This is a genomic window from Streptomyces fuscigenes (genome assembly GCF_021556455.1).
Lineage (GTDB): Bacteria > Actinomycetota > Actinomycetes > Streptomycetales > Streptomycetaceae > Streptomyces > Streptomyces fuscigenes.
Genome location: NZ_JAKGCV010000424.1, coordinates 1 through 4,690 on the forward strand (window position 1 = coordinate 1; position 4,690 = coordinate 4,690).

General features: G+C 74.0%; 5 protein-coding genes and 1 tRNA gene. 2 read left to right on the forward strand and 4 right to left on the reverse strand.

Annotated features, from left to right (window positions below; genetic code table 11):
* Positions 1-661, forward strand: a 661-nt coding sequence (locus L1885_RS23815; RefSeq protein WP_235799223.1) for a terpene synthase family protein, incomplete at its 5' end; no start/stop codon positions are given.
* A gap of 344 nt (positions 662-1,005) precedes the next feature.
* Here the strand turns inward: L1885_RS23815 and L1885_RS23820 are convergent.
* Positions 1,006-1,875 (reverse strand): PhzF family phenazine biosynthesis isomerase, encoded by an 870-nt coding sequence (locus L1885_RS23820; protein ID WP_235799226.1) that lies wholly within the window; start codon positions 1,873-1,875, stop codon positions 1,006-1,008.
* Positions 1,876-2,010: 135 nt separating this feature from the next.
* Between L1885_RS23820 and L1885_RS23825 the strand changes: the two genes are divergently transcribed.
* Positions 2,011-2,805 carry a DUF4232 domain-containing protein gene (locus L1885_RS23825; protein ID WP_235799224.1) on the forward strand — a complete coding sequence of 265 codons (795 nt, stop codon included), beginning with the start codon at positions 2,011-2,013 and terminating at the stop codon, positions 2,803-2,805.
* 292 nt (positions 2,806-3,097) lie between these two features.
* Here the strand turns inward: L1885_RS23825 and L1885_RS23830 are convergent.
* From L1885_RS23830 to L1885_RS23840, 3 genes are all read right to left on the reverse strand, one after another.
* Positions 3,098-3,182, reverse strand: a tRNA-Ser gene (locus L1885_RS23830).
* 31 nt (positions 3,183-3,213) lie between these two features.
* A complete protein-coding gene (gene tadA, locus L1885_RS23835) occupies positions 3,214-3,678 on the reverse strand; it encodes a tRNA adenosine(34) deaminase TadA (protein ID WP_235799227.1) in 465 nt (154 codons plus the stop codon).
* Between the two features lie 68 nt (positions 3,679-3,746).
* On the reverse strand, positions 3,747-4,322 hold the full coding sequence (locus tag L1885_RS23840) for a tRNA adenosine deaminase-associated protein (protein WP_235799225.1): 576 nt from the start codon (positions 4,320-4,322) through the stop codon (positions 3,747-3,749).
* Positions 4,323-4,690: the final 368 nt, after the last annotated feature.

Sequence of the window (4,690 nt, forward strand, 5' to 3'; positions counted from 1 at the left end):
TCCGCTGCGTGCGGCGGCGCCGCCCGAGGACGCGCGGCCTCCCGCCGCTCCCTCCGCCGGCGCGGCCGGTCCGGCCGAACTGCTGGCCGCGTGGCGGGAGCTGTGGAGCCGGCAGCGAGCCGGGATGCCCGCTTCGTGGGCGCGCCGCGCGGCGCGGGACTGGGCGCGGTGCCTGACCACGTTCGTGACCGAGGCCTCGCACCGCACGGCGGGAACCCTGCCCACGGTGGGCCAGGCCGTCCACCTGCGCCGCCACGCGAGTTGCCTGTACCCCTTCATGAACATGCTGGAGCGGGTCCGGGGCACGGCGCTGCCCGAGGAGATGCACGCGGAGCGCGAACTGCGCCTGCTGCGCGCCCACGTCGCCGACACCGCGACCCTCATCAACGACCTGTACTCGCTGGAGCGCGAGGAACGCCACGCGTGCCCGTTCAACATGATCGTGATCCTGCAGCGTGAACAGCACATGAGCAGACCCGCGGCCGTCGAGGCCGTCCGCGCCGAGGTCGACCGCCTCGGCGCCAGGAGCGACATCCTCCGCAACTACCTGACGGCCCACCATCCCGAGGCCGACTGGTACCTGCGCGGAACGGGCCGCCTCGTCGAGGGCGTCCGGCTGTGGAGCAGCACGACGGACCGGTACACGGACACCTCGCTCTGACCCCGCCGCACCGGCCGGCCACGGCGCACAGCGCCGCACCGCACGCCCGCCCACCGCGCCACCGCCCACCGCGCCACCGCGCACCGCGCCACCCGCGCGCGATCACCGGCGACAGCGCGACCACGTCACCGTGACCACGGCGACCACGGGCGGTCCCGGCAGCCGCGGCGGCCACGGCGATCTCGGCAGCCCGGGCGACCACCGATCGCCGGCCCACCGCGCCCCGTCCGACCGCGCCCCCGTCCCTCCACGCCGCTGCGCCACCGCGCCACCGCATCCGGGCCTCATCGCGACCACCAGTCACCGGTCGTCCGCGGAGAACCACCGTGCCGCTGCCGCTCGCCTCACCCCTCGAGCGGCACGGCCTCCCCGGTCACCGAGACCCGGGGGTCCGACTCGTCGACGTCCACCAGCAGTTCGCAGGGCCGGCCCATGTCCTCGCCTTGGCGGACGGTGATCCGCGCCGCCCCCTCCACGAGTCCGAGCGCGCGCAGGTAACCGCCGAACGCCGCCGCCGCGGCCCCCGTCGCGGGATCCTCCACCACACCCCCGATCGGGAACGGGTCGCGGGCGTGGAAGAGGTCCGGCGACTCCCGCCACACGAGATGCACGGTCGTCCACTCGTACCGCCGCATCACATCGGCCAGCGCGTCGAAGTCGTACTCCAGGTCCGCGAGGCGGGCCCGGGTGCGCGCCGCCAGCACCAGGTGGAGGTTGCCGGCGAAGGCGACGTGCGGGGGGAGCGAGGGGTCGAGGTCGGCGGCGTCCCAGCCCAGCGCGGCCAGCGTCAGGCCGAGTTCGTCCTCGTCGGCCGGCCGCGAGCGGGTCGGGACGCTGGTGAGGGTGGCCCGGACGGCTCCGTCCGCCCCGGTCCGCGTCATGACGGGGATCTCGCCCACGGGCGTGTCGAAGACGATCGGGCCCGGGCCGAGGCGCTCGGCGAGCGCGACCGCCGTCGCGACCATCGCGTGCCCGCAGAACGCCACCTCGGCGAGCGGGCTGAAGAAGCGCAGGCCGAAACGACGCCCCTCGGTGTCGGCCTTCGTGACGAAGGCGGTCTCCGAGTACCCGACCTCGGCTGCGGTGGCGAGCATGCGCGCGTCTTCATGGGCGGACGCGTCGAGCACGACACCCGCGGGATTGCCGCCCCGGGGGTCGGAGCTGAAGGCCGAGTAGTGGAGGACGTCGGAAGGAAGCTCGATGGCCGCAGTCATGGATGCCACGCTGCCACCCAGGGCAGACGTACGCGGGCGGCTTCGCGAAGTTCCGTGAACTTTTGCGGCCGGGCGGTCATCGCACGTGGTGTACACAGGAAACGAGAAGGCACGAAACGGACGGGGTGGCACGACATGGCGAAGAACATGGGCGAACGGGACACGGCGGCGGTGGCGGCACGGGCTGCCCGCTCCTCCCGCGCACGCCTGGCCGTGGGCGCGCTGGCGCTGGTGGCGGCGTCCGGCGTCGTCCTGGCGGGCTGCGGCAACGGCGATCCGGCGTCGCCGCAGAAGGTGAACGGCACGGCGGGTCCGGCGACGGACGGCCAGAGCCCCTCGGGCGCCGCGAGCGACGACACGGGCGGGTCGAAGGCGCCCGACGACTCCACCACGGCGTCCGGCGGGCAGCAGCAGCCGTCGTCCCAGGCCCCCACGGTCCAGCACACGAAGACGTCGGGCGGGAAGTCCACGGACAGCGGCGGCAACGCGGCCTCCGGCAGTTCGAGCCGCTGCCACACCTCGGAACTCAAGGCGTCCGTCGGCGGGAACGACCCCGGCGCCGGCCAGGAGAACTTCGCGCTGGTGCTGACCAACACCTCCGGCCGCACGTGCACCGTCTACGGCTTCCCCGGCTTCGCGTTCGTCGACGGCTCCGGCAAGCAGGTCTCCACCGACCCCCAGCGCGAGGGCGGCAGTCAGAAGCAGGTCGTCTCGCTGAGCCCCGGCCGCAGCGCCTGGGCGACGCTGCGCTTCGCCAACCCCGACATGGTCGGCGGCGCCACCGTCACCCCGGCGGCCGTCGAGATCACCCCGCCGGACGAGAAGGCGTTCCTCAAGGCCACGTGGTCGGGCGGCGCGGTCAGCAAGCAGCCCCCGAACGCCGCCGCGACGATCGTCGGCGTCTTCCAGCCGGGCACGGGCCCGAGCTGAGGGAACCGGCCCGCGCCGACACCCGGGCCCGAGCTGACGCGACCGGCCCGAGCTGACGCGACCGGCTCGCGCTGACGCGACCGGCTCGCGCTGACGCGACCGGCTCGCGCTGACGCGACCGGAGGGCCCCGGGGGCGTACTCATGGCCGGGCCGGGAGCACGTACGTCGCGGGTCGCGGCCCGCGGTCACGGGTCGCGGTCACGCGTCCGGGCTGGTGGGAGGCGCGTGCCGGGCGCCGAGGCAAGCACGAAGAAGGGCCCGATCCTTGAGGATCGGGCCCTTCTCCATCTGCGGTAGCGGAGGGATTTGAACCCTCGGTGAGTTTCCCCACACTCGCTTTCGAGGCGAGCTCCTTCGGCCGCTCGGACACGCTACCGAGAGAGATCCTAGCCCACGGGGGCCCGTGTTCAGAAATCCGTATCCGGGAGCGGCCGGCCGGGGGACCGCCGCCCGGCGAAGAAGGCTCGCAGCTGTTCGGCGCACTCGGTCGCGAGCACGCCTTCGACGACCTCGGGGCGGTGGTTGAGGCGGCGGTCGCGCACGACGTCCCACAGGGAGCCGGCCGCCCCGGCCTTCTCGTCGCGGGCCCCGTAGACGACGCGGTCCACCCGCGCCTGGACGAGAGCACCGGCGCACATCGTGCAGGGTTCAAGGGTCACGACGAGCGTGCAGTCCGTCAGCCGCCAGGCGCCGAGGCGCGCGGCGGCCGCGCGGAGGGCGAGGACCTCCGCGTGGGCCGTCGGGTCGCCGGTCGCCTCGCGTTCGTTGTGGCCGGTGGACAGCAGCGTGCCGTCCGGCGCCAGGACGAGGGCGCCGACCGGGACGTCACCGCCGTCGGCCGCCCGCGCCGCCTCGTCGAGGGCACGGCGCATCCACGTACGCCACGGATCGCGCACCGGATCGGCCGGTACGGTCCGGCCGTCCGGTCCGCGATCGGTCACTAGCGCACGGTCTCCAGCACGTCCGTGGCGCCCAGCGCTTCGGCGATCTCCGCCATCGCGTCGGTCTCCACGTCCAGCAGCTCCGACTCGGCGAGCCCGAGATCGGTGAGGATCCCCCGGTCGCCGACGGGGCCCGTGGGGTGCTCGCCGGCCCCGGCGCGGAGGTCGCGCGGATCGTCGGCGTCGTCCGGGCCGTCGGTGTCGTCGGTGTCGTTTTCGGAAGGTTCTGCTTCGCCGTCCTCGGTCCCGTCGAGGTCCAGCGTGTCCAGGTCCAGATCGGCGGAGGCGTCGTCCTCGTCACCGCCGGTGAGTTCGTCGATGAGGATCTCCCCGTACGAGGAGCGTGCGGCGGCTGCCGCGTCCGAGACGTAGATCCGGGGGTCGTCCTCGCCCTCGACGCGGAGGATCCCGAACCAGGCATCCTCCTGTTCGATGAAGAGGAGGACGACGTCCTCGTCGACCGACGCCTCGCGCGCGAGGTCGGTCAGGTCCGCGAGGGTTTCCACGTCGTCGAGGTCTGTGTCGCTCGCTTCCCACCCGTCTTCGGTGCGCGCGAGCAGTGCGGCGAAGTACACCGTGACTCTCCCACTGGTCGGAGGTGTGTCGATCGGGCGGTGCGCGGCGCGTGCCCCGTCCACTCGGAATCGTGGCAGAAACGAGCGCTGCGCGAGAGGTCTTCCGCCGTTGCGTCGTGCGCCCATTTTATTCGGCGTCCGATCACGATCGGGCGAGGGCTGTCCCGGAATGGCCTTTCCCGGTTGGCGGTTGCCGGGGGCTACCAACGGAATGGGCGTGTTCGCAGGCTCCTGCGGAGCCGCTCCGCGCGGGCGCGCCGCGGCCGGACCCGCTCGCGCAGCGCCCGCGCCTCGGCGCGTTCGCTCAGGAACCGGGCGCGCCTGCGGAGGCGTTCCGCGTCCGGAGCGCCGGGCTCGGCCGTACGCGC